Annotated in this window: 20 protein-coding genes, 3 tRNA genes, 1 pseudogene and 1 riboswitch; of the genes and pseudogenes, 20 read left to right on the forward strand and 4 right to left on the reverse strand. The window is 75.7% G+C overall.

The features are described 5' to 3' along the window. Position 1 precedes the first annotated feature (1 nt). The 9 genes and pseudogenes from ACGFZ2_RS33180 to ACGFZ2_RS33220 form a co-directional block, all read left to right on the forward strand. Positions 2-802 (forward strand): ParA family protein, encoded by an 801-nt coding sequence (locus ACGFZ2_RS33180; protein ID WP_393460710.1) that lies wholly within the window; start codon positions 2-4, stop codon positions 800-802. Then, on the forward strand, positions 792-2,369 hold the full coding sequence (locus ACGFZ2_RS33185; RefSeq protein ID WP_393460713.1) for a CpaF family protein: 1,578 nt from the start codon (positions 792-794) through the stop codon (positions 2,367-2,369). Before ACGFZ2_RS33180 ends, ACGFZ2_RS33185 begins: the two co-directional genes overlap by 11 nt. A gap of 6 nt (positions 2,370-2,375) precedes the next feature. Beyond that, positions 2,376-3,275, forward strand: coding sequence for a type II secretion system F family protein (locus tag ACGFZ2_RS33190; protein ID WP_393460716.1), 900 nt, complete (start codon positions 2,376-2,378; stop codon positions 3,273-3,275). A gap of 5 nt (positions 3,276-3,280) precedes the next feature. Further along, positions 3,281-4,153 (forward strand): type II secretion system F family protein, encoded by an 873-nt coding sequence (locus ACGFZ2_RS33195; RefSeq protein ID WP_393260669.1) that lies wholly within the window; start codon positions 3,281-3,283, stop codon positions 4,151-4,153. A 26-nt stretch (positions 4,154-4,179) separates the two neighbouring features. Continuing rightward, positions 4,180-4,383, forward strand: a complete 204-nt coding sequence (locus ACGFZ2_RS33200) for a hypothetical protein (RefSeq protein WP_350702076.1) — start codon at positions 4,180-4,182, stop codon at positions 4,381-4,383. 69 nt (positions 4,384-4,452) lie between these two features. Further along, a complete protein-coding gene (locus ACGFZ2_RS33205) occupies positions 4,453-4,929 on the forward strand; it encodes a TadE family protein (RefSeq protein WP_393460748.1) in 477 nt (158 codons plus the stop codon). Next, positions 4,914-5,393, forward strand: a complete 480-nt coding sequence (locus ACGFZ2_RS33210; RefSeq protein WP_393260534.1) for a TadE/TadG family type IV pilus assembly protein — start codon at positions 4,914-4,916, stop codon at positions 5,391-5,393. Before ACGFZ2_RS33205 ends, ACGFZ2_RS33210 begins: the two co-directional genes overlap by 16 nt. After that, positions 5,390-5,839, forward strand: coding sequence for a pilus assembly protein TadG-related protein (locus ACGFZ2_RS33215; RefSeq protein WP_393460719.1), 450 nt, complete (start codon positions 5,390-5,392; stop codon positions 5,837-5,839). The genes ACGFZ2_RS33210 and ACGFZ2_RS33215 overlap by 4 nt, the downstream gene beginning before the upstream one ends. Positions 5,840-5,853: 14 nt before the next feature. After that, positions 5,854-6,900 (forward strand): annotated as a pseudogene (locus ACGFZ2_RS33220) (LysM peptidoglycan-binding domain-containing protein); the annotation flags it as partial. A gap of 444 nt (positions 6,901-7,344) precedes the next feature. Here ACGFZ2_RS33220 and ACGFZ2_RS33225 read toward each other — a convergent pair. Further along, the gene (locus ACGFZ2_RS33225) at positions 7,345-8,184 is read right to left on the reverse strand and encodes a Rieske 2Fe-2S domain-containing protein (RefSeq protein ID WP_393260531.1); all 840 of its coding nucleotides are present in this window, start codon (positions 8,182-8,184) and stop codon (positions 7,345-7,347) included. A gap of 149 nt (positions 8,185-8,333) precedes the next feature. After that, complete coding sequence (bluB, locus tag ACGFZ2_RS33230) at positions 8,334-8,963, reverse strand: 5,6-dimethylbenzimidazole synthase (RefSeq protein WP_393260528.1); 630 nt, start codon at positions 8,961-8,963, stop codon at positions 8,334-8,336. A 36-nt stretch (positions 8,964-8,999) separates the two neighbouring features. Further along, positions 9,000-9,200: riboswitch (cobalamin riboswitch) on the reverse strand. Between the two features lie 283 nt (positions 9,201-9,483). Here bluB and ACGFZ2_RS33235 point away from each other — a divergent pair. Continuing rightward, complete coding sequence (locus tag ACGFZ2_RS33235) at positions 9,484-10,401, forward strand: DMT family transporter (RefSeq protein ID WP_393460721.1); 918 nt, start codon at positions 9,484-9,486, stop codon at positions 10,399-10,401. Positions 10,402-10,443: 42 nt separating this feature from the next. Continuing rightward, entirely contained in the window at positions 10,444-11,205 is a 762-nt protein-coding gene (locus ACGFZ2_RS33240) for a crotonase/enoyl-CoA hydratase family protein (RefSeq protein ID WP_393460724.1), read from the forward strand. A 23-nt stretch (positions 11,206-11,228) separates the two neighbouring features. On the opposite strand, the gene ACGFZ2_RS33245 is transcribed toward ACGFZ2_RS33240, so the two are convergent. Further along, positions 11,229-12,704 (reverse strand): dihydrolipoyl dehydrogenase family protein, encoded by a 1,476-nt coding sequence (locus tag ACGFZ2_RS33245; protein WP_393460727.1) that lies wholly within the window; start codon positions 12,702-12,704, stop codon positions 11,229-11,231. A 91-nt stretch (positions 12,705-12,795) separates the two neighbouring features. On the opposite strand from ACGFZ2_RS33245, the gene ACGFZ2_RS33250 reads away from it, so the two are divergent. Then, a complete protein-coding gene (locus ACGFZ2_RS33250) occupies positions 12,796-13,860 on the forward strand; it encodes a serine hydrolase domain-containing protein (protein ID WP_393460730.1) in 1,065 nt (354 codons plus the stop codon). A gap of 113 nt (positions 13,861-13,973) precedes the next feature. Here ACGFZ2_RS33250 and ACGFZ2_RS33255 read toward each other — a convergent pair whose 3' ends face one another. Next, the gene (locus ACGFZ2_RS33255) at positions 13,974-14,912 is read right to left on the reverse strand and encodes a phytoene/squalene synthase family protein (protein ID WP_393460733.1); all 939 of its coding nucleotides are present in this window, start codon (positions 14,910-14,912) and stop codon (positions 13,974-13,976) included. A gap of 65 nt (positions 14,913-14,977) precedes the next feature. On the opposite strand from ACGFZ2_RS33255, the gene ACGFZ2_RS33260 reads away from it, so the two are divergent. The 8 genes from ACGFZ2_RS33260 (at position 14,978) to ACGFZ2_RS33295 (ending at position 20,613) form a co-directional block, all read left to right on the forward strand. Then, entirely contained in the window at positions 14,978-16,129 is a 1,152-nt protein-coding gene (locus tag ACGFZ2_RS33260; protein ID WP_393260518.1) for a polyprenyl synthetase family protein, read from the forward strand. Beyond that, positions 16,129-17,637 (forward strand): phytoene desaturase family protein, encoded by a 1,509-nt coding sequence (gene crtI, locus ACGFZ2_RS33265; protein ID WP_393460736.1) that lies wholly within the window; start codon positions 16,129-16,131, stop codon positions 17,635-17,637. Before ACGFZ2_RS33260 ends, crtI begins: the two co-directional genes overlap by 1 nt. A 34-nt stretch (positions 17,638-17,671) precedes the next feature. Next, positions 17,672-18,283 (forward strand): isopentenyl-diphosphate Delta-isomerase, encoded by a 612-nt coding sequence (idi, locus tag ACGFZ2_RS33270; RefSeq protein WP_393260514.1) that lies wholly within the window; start codon positions 17,672-17,674, stop codon positions 18,281-18,283. Beyond that, positions 18,273-19,226: a MerR family transcriptional regulator gene (locus ACGFZ2_RS33275; protein WP_393460739.1), complete on the forward strand. Its 954-nt coding sequence runs from the start codon at positions 18,273-18,275 to the stop codon at positions 19,224-19,226. The genes idi and ACGFZ2_RS33275 overlap by 11 nt, the downstream gene beginning before the upstream one ends. A 75-nt stretch (positions 19,227-19,301) precedes the next feature. Next, a complete protein-coding gene (locus tag ACGFZ2_RS33280) occupies positions 19,302-20,102 on the forward strand; it encodes a polysaccharide deacetylase family protein (RefSeq protein ID WP_393460742.1) in 801 nt (266 codons plus the stop codon). 154 nt (positions 20,103-20,256) lie between these two features. Continuing rightward, a tRNA-Glu gene (locus tag ACGFZ2_RS33285) sits at positions 20,257-20,329 on the forward strand. Positions 20,330-20,361: 32 nt separating this feature from the next. Beyond that, positions 20,362-20,438, forward strand: a tRNA-Asp gene (locus tag ACGFZ2_RS33290). Positions 20,439-20,539: 101 nt separating this feature from the next. Further along, positions 20,540-20,613, forward strand: a tRNA-Phe gene (locus tag ACGFZ2_RS33295). Positions 20,614-20,666 lie beyond the last annotated feature (53 nt).

A 20,666-nucleotide genomic window follows, 5' to 3' on the forward strand; every position in this document is an offset into this window, starting at 1 on the left:
CATGGCGATCATCGCGCTGGTCTCGGCGAAGGGCTCCCCGGGCGTCACCACCTCCGCCCTGGCCTGCGCCCTGACCTGGCATCGGCGGCTGGTGCTCGCCGAGTGCGACCCGGCCGGCGGGTCCATCCTCGCCGGCTACCTGGGCGGTGCGCTCGACGGCCCCCGGGGCATCGGCGAGCTGGCGGTCGGCGAGCTGCGCGACGGCAACCTGGAGACCGCGTTCTGGTCGCAACTGGTCGACCTGGACGCGCCGAAGCGGGAACGGCTGCTGATGCCCGGCGTCGTCGACCCCGCACAGGCCGGCAGCGTCACCCCGCTCTGGCAGCGGTTCGCCGACTTCTTCGCCAGCCTGGAACGCGGCGACCCGCCGTACGACCTGCTCGTCGACTGCGGGCGGCTGCACGTCGTCGGTCCGCCCTGGCCGATCCTGCGCGCGGCCTCGGTGGTGCTGCTGGTCAGCCGCGCCCGGCTGCCCGACCTGTCCGGCACCCGCGCGATGGTCAGGGCGATCGAGCGGGACTTCGCCGAGCACCGGGTGCCGCCGGGCAGTCTGCGGCTGCTGCTGGTCGGCGACGGCCACGGCAGCGGCGAGGTGAGCAAGGCGCTGCGGCTGCCGGTGGTCGCCCGGCTGCCGGACGACCCGCGTACGGCCGAGGTGCTCAGCCTGGGCGGCACCGTGCGGGCCGGTCGGCCGCTGATGCGCGCGGCCGGGGCCCTGGAGGTGCCGGTCGGGGCGCTGTTGGAGCGGCGGCGCGCCCGGCTGGCCTGGCCCGTGTCGCAGGGGGTGCCGGATGCGGTTTGAACCGGTCTCCGCCGATCCGCGCCGACAGCCGCCCGGCACCGCCACCCCGCCCGGTGCCACTGCCACCGCACCACCCGGCGTCACCTCCACCACGCCGCCGCTGCCCCCGCCCAACGGGCGGCACCACCAGCCGGCGCCACTTCCGGTGCCGCTGGCCGGGCCACCGCCGGAGCCGCCGCCCCGGGCCCGGACCGACTTCCACGTGGTCCGCGAGCTGCGCCGGGAACTCAGCGAACGGCTCACCCGGTGGCAGCGCGGCCGGGAGTTCACCGTCGACGAGGAGGACACCGAGCGCGCCCGGCTCGCGGTCGCGGTGGTGGCCGAGTACGCCGACGCGGTGCGCCGCGCGGGCACCCCGATGGCGGCCAGCGAGGAGCGGCTCCTGCTCGACCAGGTGACCGCCGAGCTGGCCGGGCTCGGCCGCCTCCAGACGCTGCTGGTCGACGACACCATCGAGGAGGTGCACATCCTCGGCTGCGACCAGGTGCGCGTCACCCGGCACGGCGGCGGGGTGGACTGGGCCGAGCCGATCGCCGACAGCGACGACGAACTGGTGGAGATCCTCCAGGCGGCGGCCCGCCGCGCCGGGGCCACCGAGCGGTCGCTGTCGACCTCCAAGCCCACCCTCGACCTGCAACTGCCCGACGGCAGCCGGCTGGCCGCGGTGTTCCTGGTCAGCCACCGCCCGTACGCGGTGATCCGCAAGCACAACACGCTGGACGTGAGCCTCGACGACCTCGCCGGCGGCCGGGGCGACCTGGACGAGATGATCGACCCGCTGGTGCGCGACTTCCTGCGCGCCTCCATGCGGGCCGGGCTGAACATCATGGTGGCCGGCCTGGCCGGGGCCGGGAAGACCACGGTCATCCGGGCGCTGATGGACGAGATCCCGGCCGACGAGCCGTACGTGCTGCTGGAGGAGAGCCGGGAGCTGCTGCCGGCCCGCCGCCGGCTCAAGCACCGGGCGGTGATGAGCTTCGAGGCCCGGGAGGGGCACGGCGAGCGCGGGCCGGACGGCCGCCCCGCCGGCGAGGTGAGCATCGCCGACCTGATCCCCGTCTCGCTGCGGATGGGCGTGCTGCGGATCATCGTCGGCGAGGTCCGGTCCCGGGAGATCGTCCCGATGCTCCAGGCCATGACGACCAGCCGCGGCTCGATGTGCACCATCCACGCGCGTACGCCCGCCGGGGTGAGCGAGCGGATCATCGAGCTGGCGCTGGCGCACGGCCGGGAGATGACCGTCGACCAGGCCCGCCGGATGGCCGGCAACGCGCTCGACCTGATCGTCTACGTCACCGTCGAGGACGAGACCGCGATCGGCGGGCGCAAGCACCGCTTCGTCTCGCACGTCGAGGAGGTCATCGGCGTGGGCGACGGCAACCGGATCACCACCACACAGGTGTTCGGTCCCGGGCCGGACGGGCGGGCGGTGCCCCGGCACCTGCCCGAGCGGATCCGCGCCCAGCTCCTCCGGGTCGGCTACGACGCCCGGCTGCTCGGCCGGTGGATCGAGGCCGGCACGGGCGCCTGGCGGCGGCCCCGGCAGACCCGGCTCGGGCGGCGGTGACCCGCGGTGCTGGACAACGTCGAACTCGTCGCGGTGGTCTCCGGGGCCGCCTGCGTCGCCGGGCTGCTGCTGGCGGTCGTCGCGCTCGTCGGCACCCGCCGGCCGCCCGGCGGGCCCGGCGCGGGCCGGGGGCTGGAGCGCCTGTGGAAGGGCTCCGGCGCCACCCCGCGCGAGCAGCGGGCGCACCAGGCCCTACTGGTCGGCGCGCTGGTCGCCGGCGCGCTGGCCTTCCTGGTCACCGGCCTGCCGGTGGTCGGCCTGCTGGTCGTGGTGGCGGTCCCCGGCATCCCGTGGCTGTTCTCGGTCGGCAAGGCCGAGCAGCGGGCCATCGCCCGGATCGAGGCGGTCGGTGAGTGGACCCGCCGGCTCAAGGACGTCTCGGCCACCGGCCAGGGACTCCAGCAGACGATCATCGGCACGGTCGCCACCGCGCCCGAGGAGATCCAGGAGGAGGTACGGCTGCTCGCCGCCCGCCTCCAGGCCGGCTGGCTGGCCCGCTCCGCGCTGCTCGCCTTCGCCGACGAGATCGGCGACCCGGTCTGCGACCAGGTGGTGGCGGCGCTGATCCTGCACGTGACCGACCGGGGCGAACGCCTCGGCGACGTGCTCGGCTCGATCGCGCACGCGGCGGCGGCCGAGGTGGCCACCCGCCGGGAGATCGAGGCGAAGCGCACCCAGCCCCGGTTCGCGGTCCGCTTCCTCACCGGGATGACCCTCGCCACCGTCGCGTACGGGCTGCTCAACACCGAGTACGTCAGCCCGTACGGCACGCCCTTCGGGCAGCTCGTGATGGCGGCCCTCGGCGCGGCCTTCGTCGGCCTGCTGGCCTGGGTGCGATCGATGAGCCAGCCGCGCCGGCCGGCGCGCTTCCTGCCCGCCCCCGACCCGCAGGAGGTGCTCGCTTGAGCCTGGTGGTCCTCAACTGGCAGCTCGCGCTCGCCGTGTGCGGCGGGGCAGCCGTCGGGCTGGGCGCCTTCCTGGTGGTCCGCGAACTGGTGCCGGCCACCCCGGCGCTCGGGCCCGCGCTGCGCCGGCTGCACCAGCCGCCCGGCGGCGGGCAGCTCACCGCCCCCGCCGACCGGCGGCTGGAGTGGCTGACCGGGCTGAGCCGCTGGCTACGGCCACCGCACCGGCAGCTCGCCCTGATCGACCGGACCCCCGAGCAGTACGCCCTGTCGATGCTGCTCTCCGCGCTGATCGGGCTCGCCGCCCCGACGCTGCTCGGGGGCACCCTCCTCGCCGTCGGCGTACGGCTGCCGGTGGTCGTGCCCGTGCTCGGCAGCCTCGGGCTGGCGCTGCTCTGCGCCTTGGTCGCGCACCGGGCGGTGCTGGACCGGGCGGACAGGGCCCGCGACGAGTTCCGCCAGGCTGTCTGCACCTACCTGGACCTGGTCGCGTTGCAGCTCGCCGCCGCCCACGGGCCGGTGCAGTCGCTGGAACGGGCGGCGGCGGTCTGCGACGGCTGGGTCTTCGACCGCATCTCCGAGGCGCTGCGGATCGCCCAGATGCAGATGCACTCGCCCTGGGACGAACTGCGCGACCTCGCCGAGCGCATCGGCATCCCGGAGCTGGGCGACGTTGGGGCGATCATGCGCTCCTCCGGCAGCGAGGGCGCGCAGGTGCACGAGACCCTGCGCAGCCGCGCGGACTCACTACGCGACCAGATCCGCACCGACAACCTGGCCCGGGCCGAGGGGGTGACCAGCCGCCTCGACATCCCCGGGGCGCTGCTCGTCTTCGTCCTGCTCGGCTTCGCCGTCTACCCGTTCATCGCCCGCCTCTGATCCGACCCCGAGAGAAGGAGCTCGTCATGTCCGTCATCACCTACCTGCACGTCGCGCTGGCGGCGCGGCTGGCCGAGCTGCGCCGCGACGGCGAACGGGGGGACAGCCCCGTACCCACCGCCGTGATCATCTTCGGCCTGGTCGCCGTCGCGATGGCGGTCACCGCCGCCGCCCTCGGCGCGGCCAACGACTGGATGGACAACATCCCGAAGCACCAGGACCCGAAGTAGCCCTGATCCGTGAGCCGCGCAGACTCCTCGCCGGGGCGCCGGGCGGTCACCGCCGCCCGGTGCCCTGCCCTGGCCGCCGCCCGGCCGCCCGCACCAGCCGCCGCCCGCCGCCCCGGTCCAGCCGCCGCTCGGCGCCCCGGCCTGGCCGTCGCCCGGCGTTTGGCAGCCGGCGGGACCGACCGGGGGGCCAACCCGGTCGAGCTGGCGGTGGCGATGCCGGCGATCCTGCTGCTGCTCTTCGCCTCGATCCAGACCGCCGCCTGGTTCGTCGCCCGGTCCACCGCGCTGAACGCCGCGCAGAGCGCCGTCAACGCGCAACGGCTGCACCAGGCGCCGCCCGGGGCCGGCGAGGCCCGGGCCACCCGGTTCCTGCGGGCCGCCGGCGGCTGGCTCGTCGACTGGGACAAGCCCGCCCCGAGCTGCGAGAGCACCAGGACCGAGGTGACCTGCACGGTGCGCGGTCGCTCCCTGTCGGTCGTCCCCGGGGTCGACTTCCCGGTGCGGCAGACCGCCCACGGGACGGTGGAACGGTGGACCACGCCGTGAGCCGTACCGCCGAGCGTGGCTCGGTCTCGATCGAGGTGGCGGTGCTCGCCCCGGCCTTCATCGCGCTGATCGTGCTGGCCGGGGTCACGGGGCGTACCGCCGTGGCGGCCGAGGCGATCGAGGCCGCCGCCCACGACGCCGCCCGCGCCGCGTCGATCTCCCGGGACGCCCGCACCGCCCGTGCGGAGGCGCGGGACGCGGCCCGCCGGCAGCTCGACTGGCGGGGCCTGGACTGCGCGGGCAGCCCGGAGGTGACCTTCAGCGGCGCGGTACGCGGCAGGCCCACCACCCTCGACGCGGCGTTCCGCAGCCCCGCCGGGCAGGACGCCTCGGTCACCGTGCGGATCGCCTGCACCGTCTCCTACCGGGACCTGCACCTGTCCGTCCTGCCGGGGATGCCCGCCGGCACGCGGGTGTCGGCGAGCTTCACCTCGCCGCTGGACCGCTACCGGAGCCGGCGATGACCGCCGGTCGGGTCTGGCCGGCTCCCGCCACCCCCGGCGACGAGGGGCGGGTGAGCGTCTTCCTCGCGGTGGCGATGGTCGGGATCCTCGCCGTCATCGGCATGGCCTTCGACGGCGCCGGCCAACTGCGCACGTTGCAGCGGGCCGACAACCTCGCGGCCGAGGCCGCCCGGGCCGGCGGTCAGGCCATCGACCGGGCCACCGCCATCGAGGGCGGGCCCACCCGGATCAACCGGCCGCAGGCCCGCCGGGCCGTCGCCGACTACCTCGCCGCCGCCGGCGCCGCCGACCACACCGTCAGCTTCCCGGTCGTCGACGGGGAGACCCGGGTCCGCGTACGCGTCACCGTCACCCACCACAGAGCCATGCTCGGCCTGTTCGGCTTCGACGAGACCGTCACCGTCTCCGGCGAGGCGAGCGCGCGGCCGCTCACCGGAGCACCGTAGGAAGGAAGGCAGCCATGGCCGCTTCGGGTCGTTCCGTCGTACGGCGGACCGGACGGATCCTGACCGGGTTCGGCGCGCTCGTCGTGCTCTGCGCGGTGCTGGTCGGCGCGCCGGTGGCGCTGCTCGCTCTCGCCGGCAACCCGCTGCCCGACCACCTGCCCACCGTCGGGGAGATCGGCGCGACGCTGACCAGCCGCGACGACGGGCGCCTCTTCCTGCGCGCGCTGGCGCTGGCCGGGTGGTTCGGGTGGGCGACGTTCGCCTTCTCCGTGCTGGTGGAACTCTGCGCGCAGGCGCTGCGCCGGCCGGCACCCCGGCTGCCGGGCATGAGCCGCCAGCAGCGGGCCGCCGCCGCCCTGGTCGGGTCGGTCGCGCTGATCATCGCGGCCAGCCCGGCGGCGAGCGCGGCGACGGCGATCGCCGGCCCGTACGCCCTGCCGGCAGCGCCGATCGCAAACGCGCCGATGGCTGTTCCGCCACAGGCCACCTGGCCGGCCTCGGCGGCGCAGCCTGCTCCGGCGGCCTCGGCCGACGGGGCGGTGGTCTACCGGGTGGCCCGGGGCGACCACCTGGGCAGGGTCGCCGAGCGCTACCTCGACGACTTCGACGACTACCGTGAACTGGCCGCGCTGAACCGTATCGACGACCCGGACCGGATCCACCCGGGCCAGTTGCTGAAGCTCCCGCAGGAGGCCGAGGACCGGGGTGCCCGCCGGCACGCCACCGGCCGCCTCGTCGCCCGGCCCACCGCACCCCTGCCGGCCCGGCCGGCCCCGCAGCCCACCCCTGAACAGGTCACCCCGGAGCGGGCGACACCCCCGCCCCCGGCGCAGGCCCCGGCGCCGCCGCCGGCCGACGCGACCGGCGACGAGGCCCCGACACTGACGGTCGGAGCGGCCCGGGCCGGCGAGCCCGACCGCGTGAACCGACCACTCGCGGTCTCCGCCGTCCTCGCGGTGGCGAGCATCGTCGGCGCGCAATTCGGCGCGGTCCTTGGCCTGCGCGGCCGCCCCGCCCGCGTACCGGCAGGCGCGGCCCGCACCGCCACCACATGCCGTCGAGGCACCGGGGGTGCCGGGCGGGACGGAGGCAGCCGCAGCGGAAGCGGACGCGCGACCGGACGCAAGGCAACCGGACGGGGCCGGACGGCACACGACGGAACCGGACGGGACGCGGCGCCCCGGGGCGCCGGCGCAGCCACCCACACCGGGACGACCGCGATCCCCCGCGACAGCACCACCCCGGGCGGCCACAGCGACGCGCCCACCACCCCCCGCCCGCTGGCCGGCGCCCACGCGGACACCACCCGCGACCCCCTAATCGGCCGCCACCGCCGCCCCTAACCCACCCCCGGACGCCCTCGTTGATCATGAAGTTGTTGCAGCGAAACGCCGATCAGGACGGCAACAACTTCATGATCAACCGGCGTGAGAGATCAACCGGCGTGAGAGATCAACCGGCGTGAGGGGTGGGGCGGTGTGAGGGAGGGGGTGGGGTGGGGTGGGTCAGGGGAGGCGGGTCTCCAGCATGCCGTTGACGATGCGGGTGGGCAGGACCTGCTGGTCGTTGCCGGACGGCCCGTGCACGACCTCGCCGCCGTTGAGCCGGAACGTGCTGCCGTGCCACGGGCAGACCACGCACGCGTGCCCGTCGATTTCCTGCACCTCGCCCTTGCCGAGCGGGCCGCTCTGGTGCGGGCAGCGCTCCAGCATCACGGTGACCTCGTCGCCGTGCCGGTAGAGGATCACCGAGACGTCGTCGATCTCCCGGGTGATCAGCTTTCGCTGCGGCAGGGCGGACATGTCCGCGATCGAGTGCCAGCCGTCGCTCATCCGGTGCAGCTCGGAGATGCTCTGGTTGACCTGCGCGCCCTGCTTGTACGCCAGGTGCCCGCCGATGTACGCCCCCGTGCTCGCGGCACTGAGCCCGAGGAAGCCGAGCGTACGGCCGAGGTTGTGCCGGCCGGTCATCCGGGCGGCCACGGAGCCGGCGTAGAACGCCAGGCCGATGCTGTTGGAGGCGGCGTGCACCAGGCCGATCCGGCGCTGGTCTCGGGCGAGGGCTGCCCAGTCGTTGAGCCCGGCGACCGCAGCCGGCAGGGCGCTGATGGTGCCCACCGCGCACAGCGTGGTGGCGGCGCGGCGCTGCCCCTGCATAAGGTCCAGCACGGCCGTGCTGAGCCACGCGCCGACCGGCACCTGCACCATCGCCGGGTGCAGCGGGTGCCCCAGCCAGACACCGTGCAGCAGGTCGCGAACGCGCCTTGGGCGGAGGGTGGCCTGGACGGCCCGCTGCAACCGGTCGCCGATCCGGTCCAGCGCGGAGGCCTGCTCGATCTTCGTCATGAGTGCTCGCACCCGTACCGACTTCCCGGCAGGAGCGACCGCAAACCGGTATCCGGTGACGGATCCGCAGCGGTGCGTGACGAGGTTTCTGCCGGCCCGGAACCAGGCGCGCCCGGCCGGATGGGCCCAGCCCTTCCGCGGTGGTGAGGTCAGCGGTCCGGCGACGTCCAGCGGTCGTGGTGGATCGCCTCGGCCAGCGGGCGCTTCTGCCGCCAGCCGTGCCGGGCCAGGTCGGGCACGGCCTCGAAGTGGGTGACCGGCCCGAGGCAGAGCCACGCCACCGGCCGTACGCCGTCGGGGATGCCGAGCAGCTCAGCCAGCCAGGGCTCCCGGTAGAACGACACCCACCCGACGCCGAGCCCCTCGGCGGTGGCGGCCAGCCAGAGGTTCTGGATGGCGAGGCAGGCCGAGTAGAGCCCGGTGTCGGCGATGGCGTGCCGCCCGAGCACGGCGGCGCCACCGCGGGCCGGGTCGTAGGTGACCACCACGGACAGGGTGGACTCCAGCACCCCGTCGATCTTGATGCGGGCGAACCGCTCGGCCGCCTCCCCGTCCAGGGTGGCGGCGAAGGTGTCCCGCTCGGCCTGGACGTGCTCGTGGAACCGGCGCCGCAACTCGGGGTCGCGGACGAGTACGAAGTCCCAGGGCTGGGAGTAGCCAACGCTCGGCGCGGCGTGCGCCGCGGTCAGGACGCGGTGCAGCGTCTCGTCGGGCACCGGTGCCCCGGTGAACTGGCCGCGGACGTCCCGGCGGCGATGAATGACGTCGTAGAGATCCAAGGCAGGCTCCCGCTGCGCTCGGCCCACGCTCGGGGCGTGGGCACCTGACCGCGAGGCCGGTCTTCGGACTCCCGGATCGACGCCTGGCCGTCCGCCTTCCCGGCCCGTGCGGGCCAGTGGCTGCGCTCTCGCGCGTGGACGGTGGCTCCCCGGTCACCGCGGCGGGCCCGTGCCGGATTCGCACCGGCTTCCCGATTCTCCCCGCTCGCGCGGGGCACCTCACATGATCGTGCCGCCCGGCATGCTAGCGCCGCGCCAACCGGACCGGCGCTGCTGGGCCAGTCGGACGCCTGCGTCCGCCGCCCCGCCGCCGCCCGACCGGACCCGTGAGGGCCGGACCCGTGAGGGACCGGACCCGCCAGGGACCGGACCGCCACCCGGATCCGCCACCCGGCCGGACCCGCCAGGGCCGAACCCGCCAGGGGCCGGACCCGCCGGGGATCGGACCGCCGCCCGGATCCGCCGGCCGGGCGGGGAAATCCGGTCGCGGGCCGCGCCGTCCGCGACCAGTGTGGTCCGGGTGTACGCACTCGCCTCCCGCCCGCTGCCGGCCGGCCACCCGGCGGCCCGACTGACCGTCGCCCTCGGCCGACCCCGGGCCGTGCCGCCACCGCTGCTGATGCTGCTGGGCATGCTCTCCACCCAGGTCGGTGCGGCCGTCGCCAAGCAACTCTTCGGCAGCACCAGCGCCGGCGGTACGACCACGCTGCGGCTCGGCTTCGCCGCGCTGATCCTGCTGCTCGTGGCCCGGCCCGGGCTGCGGCTGGGCTGGCGCGCCGCCGGCCTGGTCGGGGCGTTCGGGCTCACCCTGGCGCTGATGAACCTCGCCTTCTACGCGGCGCTGCACCGGGTGCCGCTCGGCGTGGCGGTCACCATCGGGTTCGCGGGGCCGCTGCTGGTGTCGCTCGCCGGCAGCCGCCGGCCCGCCGACGTGGCGTGGGCGGTCCTGGCGGGCGGCGGGGTGCTGCTGATCAGCGGGCTCGGCGGGACCGGGGTGGACCGGGTGGGGCTGCTGTTGTGCGTCGCCATCGCGGTCGGCTGGGCCGGGTACGTGCTGCTCGGCAAGGCGGTCAGCGCCCGCGTGCCGGGCAGCCGGGGCCTAGCGCTGGGAATGGCCGTCGCCGCGCTCGCCGTACTGCCGTTCGGGGTCGCCGGCAGCGGCACGGCGCTGCTCGACCCGTGGACCCTCGCGCTGGGCGTCGTGGTGGCACTGCTGTCGTCGGTGCTGCCGTACTCGGCCGAACTGGCCGCGCTGCGCCGGATGCCGGCCCGGGTCTTCGCGATCCTGCTCAGCCTGGAGCCGGCGATCGGCGCGCTGGTCGGGCTGGTCCTGCTGGGCGAGCTGCTGGCCTGGCCGCAGGCGGCCGGGGTGGCGTGCGTGGTCGGCGCCGCGCTGGGCGCGACCCTGGTCCGGCCCGGCGCCGCGAAGGCGCGCTGACGCCCCCTGGCGCCGTCGGCACCACCGGGGCATGCTGTGCCGATGGGCGTACGCGTCGAGCACGACGGGCCGGTGACCACGGTGATCCTGGACCGCCCGGCGGCCCGCAACGCGGTCGACGGGCCGACGGCCCGGGCCCTGGCCGACGCGTTCCGCGCCTTCGAGGCCGACCCCGACGCGGCGGTGGCCGTGCTCTGGGGCGCCGGCGGCACGTTCTGCGCGGGGGCCGACCTGAAGGCGATCGGCACCCCGAGCGGCAACCGGGTCGAGCCGGAGGGGGACGGCCCGATGGGCCCGACCCGGATGACGCTCGGCAAGCCGGTGATCGCCGCGATCTCCGGTCACGCCGTGGCCGGCGGGTTGGAGCTGGCGCTCTGGTGCGACCTGCGGGTCGCCGAGTCCGACGCGGTCCTCGGGGTGTTCTGCCGGCGCTGGGGGGTGCCGCTGATCGACGGGGGGACGGTCCGGCTGCCCCGGCTGATCGGCGAGAGCCGGGCGATGGACCTGATCCTCACCGGCCGGCCGGTGCCGGCCGAGGAGGCGTACGCGATGGGGCTGGTGAACCGGCTGGTCGCCCCGGGTGAGGCGCGGGCGGCGGCCGAGCGGCTGGCGGCCGAGATCGCCCGGCACCCGCAGACCTGCCTGCGCAACGACCGGGCCGCCGTGCTGGCCGGCACCGGCCAGCCGGAGCCGGCGGCGCTGGCGACCGAGCTGGCGTACGGGATGGGCTCGCTCGCCGCCGACGCGGCGGCCGGGGCGGCCCGGTTCGCCGCCGGCGCCGGGCGGCACGGCGCGGCCGTCTAGCGCGGGCGCGGCGGCGCGACCGTCTAGCGCAGGTGCCGCAGCGCGTCCTCGATGGCCCGGTGGAACGTCGGGTAGGCGTAGATCATGTGCCGGAGCCGGGCCAGCGGCACAGCCGCGTGCACCGCCACCACCAGCCCGGAGAGCACCTCGCCGCCGGCCGGCCCGACCGACGTCGCGCCGATCAGCACGCCCTGGTCGGCGTCGGCGACCAGCTTGACGAAGCCCTCGTTGCCGCTCCGGTGGATCCAGCCGCGCGCCGACGACGGCAGCTCGGCGAGGCCGACCTGCACGTTGATCCCGCGCTCGCGGGCCTGCCGTTCGGTGAGGCCGACCGCGCCGATCTCGGGGTCGGTGAAGGTGACCCGGGGCAGCGCGCGGTAGTCGGCGCGCGGCACCGCGCCGGCGGAGGCGCCCGACCCGGTGGTGCCGGACGCGCTGACCGCGCCGGCCGCGCCGCCCGTCACGCGGGCGGTGCCGCTGGCGTCCGGCCCGCCGTCGGCGCGCCGGGCGTGGTCGAGCACGTCGGCGACGACGATCCCCGCCTGGTACATGGCGACGTGGGTGAACGCGCCCTCCCCGGTGACGTCGCCGACCGCCCATATCCCGTCGGTGACGCGCAGCCGGTCGTCGACGGCCAGGTACCGCTGGCCGGCGTCCACCCCGACGGTGTCCAGGCCCAACTCGTCGAGGTGGGCGCGGCGGCCGGTCACCACCAGCAGCCGCTGCCCGGTGAACTCCGCCCCGTCGGCCCCGTGCAGCGTGAAGCCGCGCCCGTCGTGGCGGACCCGCTCCGCCCGTACGCCGGTGTGGATCTCCACCCCGTCGGCGCGCAGCGCGGCGGCGGCCACCTCGGACGCCTCCGGCTCCTCGACCGCGAGCACCCGGTCCGCCGCCTCGACGACGGTGACCCGGACGCCGAACCTGGCGAACACCTGGGCCAGCTCCAGGCCGATCGCGCCGCCGCCCAGCACCAGCAGCGACTCCGGCAACTCCTCGACCTCGATCGCCTGGCGGTTGGTCCAGTACGGCGTGTCGGCCAGCCCGTCGACGGGCGGCACGGACGGCTTGGTGCCGGTGCCGAGCACGATCCCGTGCCGGGCCTGGAAGACCCGCTCGCCGACCCGGACCCGGCCGGGGCCGTCGAGGCGGGCGCTGCCCCGGACGAACCGGCCGCCCTTGCCGGTGAAGCGTTCCACGGCGACCGTGTCGTCCCAGGTGTCGGTGGCCTCCTCGCGGATCCGCTTCGCCACGGGCGCCCAGTCGGGCCGGACCTGGGCGGTGCCGGCGAGCCCGTCGACCCGGCGCGCCTCGGCGATCGCGTTGGCAGCCCTGATCATCATCTTGCTCGGGATGCACCCCCAGTACGGGCACTCCCCGCCGACCAGGTCACGCTCGACGCCGACGACGGTCAGCCCGGCCTCGGCGAGCCGCCCGGCCACCTCCTCGCCGCCGACCCCGAGCCCGACCACGACCACGTCCACCAGTTCCGGCTCCGCCATCCCGCCAGCATTCCGCACCACCCGGTCTCCGACCACCCGGCCGGCGCGATATTCGCTGCCCGGGTGGTCGTCGGCCGCCTACGGTGGCCGGATGCGCGCCCGCTTCTCCGCCGTCCACGACTGCTTCGCCGACCTGCTCGCCACCGGCCGGGAGACCGGGGCCGGCCTGGCGGTCTGGTACGACGGGGAGCCGGTCGTCGACATCGTCGGCGGGGAACGGTCGCCGGGGCGGCCGTGGCTGCCGGAGACGCTGGTGAACGTCTACTCGGTCGGCAAGCCGGTCGCCGCGCTCTGCCTGCTGATGCTGGTCGACCGGGGCCGGCTCGACCTGGACGACCCGGTCTCCGCGCACTGGCCCGGCTTCCGCACCCCGGCCACCGTCCGGCAGGTGCTCACGCACACCGCCGGGCTGCCGGCCTTCCCGGTGGCCCGGCCCGCCGCCGCGATCGCCGACTGGGATCTGCTCTGCGCCGACCTCGCCGCCGCCGGGCCGGAGTGGCCGCCGGGTTCCGTCGCGGGCGAGCACGCCTGGACGTACGGGCATCTGGTGGGCGAGCTGGTGCGGCAGGTCGACGGGCGGTCGGTGGGCCGCTTCCTGGCCGAGGAGATCGCCGGGCCGTGGCGGCTGGACCTCGGCTTCGGCCTCGGCGAGGCGGACCGGCGGCGCTGCGCCGAGCTGCGGTACGGCGACCCGGGGTGGCCGGACCGGGTGGCCGGTGCGCCGGGCTCCCTCCGGGCGCGGGCGCTGGACAACCCGCCCGGCGGACGGGACCTGGCGGTGGTGAACGGCCCGCTCTGGCGGGGCGCGGAGGTGCCGGCGGTCAACCTGCACTCGACGGCGGGTGCCCTGGCCCGGCTCTACGCGGGCCTGCTCGCCGGCGGCGTCCTCGACGGCGTACGCCTGTTCGGCCCGGAGTTGGTGGCCGAGGCGACGCGGGTCCAGTACGACGGCGACGACCTGCTGCTGGGCCGGCGCACCCGGTGGACGCTGGGCATGCAGTGGGAGGAGGACGGGAGCTGGGGCATGGGCGGGATCGGCGGCAGTTCCGCCTGGGCCGACCCCGCGCGCGGCTACACCTTCGCCTACGCCACGTCCCACCTGGCCGACCACGACCGGGTCGACGCTCTGGTGGACGCCCTGCACTCCTGCCTCTGACCCGCTCCGACCGCCTCGGGCGGGTGCGGCCAGCGGGCGTCCGGCGCCACGGGCACCCGGGTCGGGCGCGCCGCCGGCCCGGGGTGCGACCGCCGGAGCCGGACGGCAAACGGTCACGGGCTCGGCACGGGGACCGGGGCGGGCGCCCGGGCGGGCCCGGGGATCACCACGGGCGTGCCGGTCGGGGTGAGCAGGGCGCGGGCGGCCACCGCCAGCCGGCGGCGTCGCGACACCAGTGCCCGGCCGGCGAAGACGTCGTAGCCCTGCGCGGCCACCTCGTCGAGGATGCCGCCGTAGAGCGCGTACGCGGTGCGCATGCACGCCTGCGAGGCGGGCGCGAGCAGCGTGATACCGGGTGCCGCGGCGGCGTAGTGCGCCTGGGCGCGGCCCACCTCGTACGCGATCAGCTCCCGGATCCGGGGCGTGGCGCGCCCCCGGGCGCGGGCCTCGGTCAGCTCCTCTCGGGTGACGCCGAACAGGGCGAGGTCGTCGTCGGGCAGGTACGTCCGCCCGCGCTCGAGATCCTCGCCGATGTCCCGGATGAAGTTGGTGAGCTGGAAGGCGAAGCCGAGCTGGCGCGCCGGCTCGCGGGCCGCGGCCGGGTCGGAGCTGCCCAGGATCGGCAGCATCATCGTGCCGATGACGGCCGCCGAGCCCTCCATGTAGTCGAGCAGGTGGTCGTAGGTGCGGTACGAGGTGACCGTCAGGTCCATCGCCATGCTCTTGAGGAACGACACGAAGTCGTCCCGGTCGAGATCGAAGACGGCGATGGTGTGCAGCACGGCCGGGAGCAGCGGGTCGTCGATCGGCTGGCCGTGCAGCCCGGCGACGAAGCGGCCGGCCCAGTCGTCGAGCCGCGCCGCGCGCTCGGTCGGGGACAACTCCTCGGTCCGGTCGACGATCTCGTCCGTGTAGCGGGTGAACCCGTAGAGGGCGTGCACGTGCCGCCGTTTCCAGGCGGGCAGCAGCCGGGTCGCGAGATAGTAGGTGCGGCCGTGGCGTCTGTGCACCTCACGACAACGGTCATAGGCAGCGGTGAGATCCGTGTCCACCGGCCCTCCTCAAGTATCGACGCACCAATCGACGCAAGACGTAACCCTAGGGTACGCTCGGCCGCATGGCCAACGACGCAGTTGCCGGCAACACCCTCCGTGTCACGCCGGCAGGCCCGGGAGACGGGGACGACCCCGTCGGCGCGGTCCTGGCCGCGTACACGAGGGATCTGGTCGCGGCGGTGGACCGCACCCTGGCCGCCTTCCTGGCCGCCGAGGTCGCCTCGCTGGCCGAGATCGACGCGGCGATGGGCCGCTTCGCCGCGACGGCGCGCGACAGCGTGCTGGCCGGCGGCAAGCGGGTCCGGCCGACGTTCGCCTACTGGGGCTGGCGCGGCGCGGGGAGCGCGGAGCCCCTGCCGGCCGTGCTGCCGGCGTTCGCCGCCCTGGAGTTGCTGCACACCTTCGCCCTCGTGCACGACGACGTGATGGACGCCTCCGCCACTCGACGCGGCCGGCCGACCGTGCAGGTGGCGCAGGCCGCCCGGCACGCCGCCGCCGGGCACCGGGGCGACCCGCGCCGGTTCGGCGAGGCGGTCGCGGTGCTGGTCGGCGACCTCTGCGTGGTGTGGGCCGACCGGCTCCTCGCGCACGCCGCCCTGCCGCCGGCCCGGCTGCTCCACGTCCGCCGCTGCTACGACCAGATGCGGGTGGAGACGATCGCCGGGCAGTACCTCGACGTGCTCGGCGAGAGCGACGCGGCGAACTGGTCCGTCGACCGCGCGCTGCGGGTCGCCCGCTACAAGACCGCGAGCTACACGGTGCGGCGGCCGCTGCTCTTCGGCGCCTGCCTGGCCGGCGTCGACACCGACGCCCCGCTGATCGCCGCGTACACCCGCTACGGGCTCGCGGTCGGCGAGGCGTTCCAGCTCTGCGACGACCTGCTCGGCGTCTACGGCGACCCGTCGGCCACCGGCAAGCCGGCCGGCGACGACCTGCGCACCGGCAAGCCGACCGCGCTGCTCATGCTCGCCCGGCAGCTCGCCACGCCGGCCCAGCGGCGCGCGCTGGACCGGGTCGGCGACGGGGTGACGGACGCGGAGATCGCCCGGCTCGCCGGCGTCGTCGCCGACACCGGCGCGGTGGACCGGGTCGAGCGCATGATCTCCGACCGGGTCGCCGAGGCGCTCGCCGCGCTCGACGCCGCGTCGATCGACGAGACGGCCCGCACCGCGCTGACCGGTCTCGCGACCGCCGCCACCAACCGGCGGGCTTGATGGGCAACTTCGCACAGGGGGGTGGTCGCGTGCGCACCGTGCACGGGCGTACGGACCGGGTGGTGGTGGTCGGCGCCGGCCTGGGTGGGCTGGCCTGCGCGCTGCACCTGGCGGGCAGTGGCCGACAGGTGACCGTGCTGGAGCGCGAGCCGGTGCCGGGCGGCCGGGCCGGCCGGCTCGGCGTCGACGGCTACGAGTTCGACACCGGCCCCACCGTGCTCACCATGCCGGACCTGATCGCCGAGGCGCTCGGCGCGGTGGGCGAGGAACTGGACGACTGGCTCGACCTGACCCCGCTCGACCCGGCCTACCGGGCCCACTACCCCGACGGGTCGACGCTGGGCGTCATCACCGACACCACCCGGATGGCCGCCGAGATCGCCCGGGTCTGCGGCCCCCGCGAGGCCGACGGCTACCTGCGCTTCGTCGACTACGCCCGGAAGCTCTGGCAGTGGGAGCGCGCCGACTTCATCGAGCGCAACCTGGACGCGCCCACCGACCTGCTCACCGGCAACCTCCTGCGGCTGCTGGCGGGCGGCGCCTTCCGCCGGCTCCAGACGAAGATCAACCAGTTCTTCCGCGACCCGCGCACCCAGCGGATCTTCTCCTTCCAGGCGATGTACGCCGGCCTCGCCCCGCACGACGCCCTGGCCATCTACGCGGTCATCGCGTATCTCGACTCGGTGGCCGGGGTCTACTTCCCGCGCGGCGGGATCCACGCGGTCTCCCGGGGCATGGCCGGCGCCGCCGAGAAACACGGCGTGCAGATCCGGTACGACACCACGGTGACCCGGGTGGAGACCGCGAACGGCCGGGCCACGGGCGTGCTGACCGCCGACGGGGAGCTGATCCCGGCCGACGTGGTGGTGCTCAACCCCGACCTGCCGGTCGCCTACCGCGACCTGCTGCCGCCGACCCGCCCCCGCAGGCTCACCTACTCGCCGTCCTGCGTGGTCCTGCACGTGGGATCCCGGCAGGGATATGGGAGGATCGCCCACCACAACATCCACTTCGGACGGTCCTGGAAGGGCACCTTCGATGAGGTCATCCGGCGCGGCGAGCTGATGAGCGACCCGTCCCTGCTGGTGACCAACCCGAGCCGGACGGACCCGTCGGTCGCGCCCGCCGGCCGGCACACCTACTACGTGCTCGCGCCGGTGCCCAACCTCCACCGGGCGCCGTTCGACTGGCGGGGCGACCTCACCGACCGCTACGCCGACCAGCTCGTCGGGACCCTGGAGGAGCGCGGCTACGTCGGCTTCGGCGCGGGCGTCGAGGTGCTGCGGGCCGTCACCCCGGCCGAGTGGGCCGAGCAGGGGATGGCCGCCGGCACCCCGTTCGCCGCCGCGCACACCTTCTTCCAGACCGGCCCGTTCCGCCCGTCGAACCTGCACCGGACGCTGCCGAACGTGGTCTTCGTCGGCTCGGGCACCCAGCCCGGCGTCGGCGTGCCGATGGTGCTCATCTCCGGCAAGCTCGCCGCCGGCCGCATCACCGGGGAATCCTGATGACCCTCGCCCGCACACCCGAAAGGCACCTGCCGTGACCACCCGCGAGAAGCACCTCGTCGAGCTCGTCGACGACGCCGGGCGCGCACAGGGCGAGACCACCGTGTCCGCCGCGCACCAGCCCCCGGGCCAGCTGCACCGCGCCTTCTCGGTGCTGCTCGTCGACCCCGACGGCCGGGTGCTGCTCCAGCGCCGGGCCGGGGTGAAGACCCGCTTCCCGCTGCGCTGGGCCAACTCGTGCTGCGGCCACCCCGTGCCCGGCGAGTCGCTGGTCGAGGCCGCCAACCGCCGGCTGCGCGAGGAGCTCGGCGCCGACCCGGTCGAGCTGACCGAGGTCGGGGTGTACGTCTACTACGCCGAGGACCCGGCCACCGGCCGGGTCGAGTTCGAGTACGACCACGTCCTGCGAGGCGGGTTCCGGCCGGGCACGCCGCTGCTGCCCGACCCCGACGAGGTGGCCGAACTGCGCTGGGTCGACCCCGTCGAGCTGGCCGCCGACCTCGACGCCGATCCCCGCGCGTACGCGCCCTGGCTGGGCGGGGTGGTGAACCGGCTGCTGCGGCCGACCGTCGGCCCGCCGAACGCGGCCACGAACCCCTCCGCGCTGCCGGCGGACGACGCGTCGGAGCGGTCGGGTGGCCGATGAGGCGCTGAGCGCGGGGGCGGTGGCCAGGCAGCTGGGGGTCGCCGTCACCACCCTGCGCACCTGGCACCAGCGCTACGGGCTCGGCCCGAGCGAGCACGTACCGGGACACCACCGGCGCTACACGCCGGCCGACCTCGCGCGCCTGGAGATCATGCGGCGGCTCACCGCCCAGGGGGTCACCCCCGCCGAAGCGGCCCGCTGGGCCCGTCGGACGCCGGAGACCGCACCCGCCGCCGGCGCCGGTGCCCGCCCGCCCGCGCGTACCCCCGGCGCGCGGGACGGCGGCGGCCCGACGATCCCGGTCGGCCGGGCCGGGCCGGCCGCCCGGGGGCTGGCCCGTGCCGCCATGCGGCTGGACTCGGTGGCCATCAGCGAGGCGATCGCGCACGCCGTCGAGGCGGACGGGGTGGTCGCCACCTGGGACGGGCTGCTGCGCCCGGTGCTCGTCGGCATCGGGGAGCGGCACGCGGCCACCGCCGGCCTGATCGAGGTCGAACACCTGGTGTCCCGGTGCGTGTCGGAGGCGTTCGCGGCGGTCGCCCGGGCCGGCGCGCCCACCGGGCCGCCGCGCGTCCTGCTCTCCTGCGCCGACGAGGAGCAGCACAGCCTGCCGCTGGAGGCGCTCGCCGCCGCGCTCGCCGAGGCCGGGGTGGGCTACCGGATGCTCGGTGCCCGGGTGCCGGCGGCGGCGCTGGTCGAGGCGGTCAACCGGACCGGGCCGGCCGCCGTGGTCGTCTGGTCGCACGCCCCGGCCACCGCCGACCCCGCCCAGCTCACCGCCCTGCTCGCCGCGCCCCGCCGGCCGCTGCTGGTGCTCGCCGCCGGGCCCGGCTGGCCGGCGGACTCGCTGCCCGCCGGGGTGGTGCGGCCGCTCGACCTCACCGAGGCGGTCTCGCTCGCGCTGGCCGTACACGACTCGCTGGGCCAGTCCACCACCGGCTGACCGGGGTGCCGGGACGGAAAGCCGTCCACTAGCGTCGGGGGGTCCGCCGACCCCGACCCCCTTCGGGAGCGAACGATGCGCCCACGCGCCGTACTGGCATCCGGTCTGGCCCTTGCCCTCCTCCTCGGCGGCTGCGGTGACACCTCCGCGTCCCCGCCGGAGGCGGCCGGCCCCAGCCCCGTCGCCTCCGCGCCGCTGCCGCCGGGGCCGACCCCGACGGCCAGCCCGCGCCCGACCCGCAGCACCCCGCCGCCCAAACGCCCGGTCCGGCCGCTGCCCAGCAAACTGCCGCCGGGCCTGCAGCGCAGCACCGGCGTACGGGCCGTGGCGCTGACCTTCGACGACGGACCCAACCCGGTCTGGACACCGAAGATCCTCGACCACCTCCGCGCGGCGCGGGTCACCGCCACGTTCTGCGTGGTGGGCACCCAGGCCCGCCGCCACCCCGACCTGGTGCGGCGGATCGTGCGGGAGGGGCACCAGCTCTGCAACCACAGCTGGCGCCACGACCTGGACCTCGCCCGGCGACCGGTCGCCGAGATCCGCAGCGACCTGGCCCGCACCAACGCGGCGATCCGGGCCGCGGTGCCCGGCGCCAAGGTGCCGTTCTACCGGCAGCCGGGCGGCCGGTGGACGCCCGAGGTGGTGTCGGTCGCCAAGCAGCTGGGCATGCGGTCGCTGCACTGGAACGTCGACCCGCAGGACTGGGGCAAGCCCACCGCCGCGACGATCACCAAGCGGGTACGCGCGGCGGCCCGGCCCGGATCGGTCGTGCTGCTGCACGACGGGGGCGGCGATCGGGCCGCGACACTGGCCGCCTGCCCGCACCTGATCACCGACCTGAAGCGGCGCTTCGGCATCGCCCGGCTCCGCTAGACCGGCCCTGACCTGCGGTTTTGTGGCTCGTTGTGGCCAGGGCCATACCGGTTTGGTCGAGCGGCCGACCATCACGTAAGCTATCCAAGCCTCCGGCGGGGCCGGATGGGAGCAAGTCCGCTTGAAGTTGCGAGTGTGCAATGATGGCGGGGCCGCCCTCATCGTCTAGCGGCCCAGGACGCCGCCCTTTCAAGGCGGTAGCACGGGTTCGAATCCCGTTGGGGGCACGGTCCGGCTTCGGTCGGAGGCAACAAAGCTAGGTCCTGTGGAGCAGTTGGAGTGCTCGCCGCCCTGTCAAGGCGGAGGTCGCGGGTTCAAGTCCCGTCAGGACCGCCAGCGCTGACGCCGCGCCCACCACGCGCGGCGTTCTGCGTATCGGAGCGTGTGACCCTCCCGGCGGACAGCCCGCCGTGCGGGTAGCATGAACCGAGCAACACGGCCAGGTAGCTCAGTTGGTACGAGCGTCCGACTGAAAATCGGAAGGTCGGCGGTTCGACCCCGCCCCTGGCCACATAGCCTTTCGCCGGGCTACTGAAGCGCCGACCAGCGGAAACGCCGGTCGGC

The sequence above is a fragment of the Micromonospora sp. NPDC048063 genome (genome assembly GCF_043202855.1).
In the GTDB taxonomy this organism is placed as follows: Bacteria; Actinomycetota; Actinomycetes; order Mycobacteriales; family Micromonosporaceae; genus Micromonospora.